At 54.2% G+C, this 400-nt stretch carries 1 protein-coding gene; it reads left to right on the top strand.

All coding sequences use genetic code 11. From position 1 onward, the window contains the following. A partial coding sequence (locus ACEWB7_RS18430; RefSeq protein WP_411581152.1) for a glycogen/starch/alpha-glucan phosphorylase occupies positions 1–400 on the top strand: 400 nt, incomplete at both ends.

The following is a 400-nucleotide window of genomic DNA, read 5'->3' as shown; positions in this document are numbered from 1 at the left end:
CGTTTGAGGTGTGCTGTCAGGTCTTCTCTTATACCAACCATACGTTGATGAGCGAGGCGCTGGAAACCTGGCCCGTCGATATGCTGGGGAAAATTCTGCCCCGTCACCTGCAGATTATCTTCGAGATTAACGACTATTTCCTGAAAACGTTGCAGGAGCAATATCCCAACGATACCAGCCTGCTTGGACGCGCGTCGATTATTGATGAGTCGAACGGTCGCCGGGTACGGATGGCCTGGCTGGCGGTGGTAGTCAGCCATAAAGTCAACGGCGTTTCTGAACTCCATTCCAACCTGATGGTGCAGTCGCTGTTCGCGGATTTTGCGAATATTTTCCCGACCCGTTTTTGTAACGTCACGAACGGCGTTACGCCGCGCCGCTGGCTGGCGCTGGCAAACCC

Origin of the sequence: Acinetobacter sp. NIOH-H-8 (genome assembly GCF_046635365.1) — a bacterium.
Taxonomy (GTDB): Bacteria; Pseudomonadota; Gammaproteobacteria; order Pseudomonadales; family Moraxellaceae; genus Acinetobacter.
The sequence above is the reverse complement of the archived record's forward strand: the minus strand, read 5'-3'. Positions and strand labels throughout refer to the sequence as shown.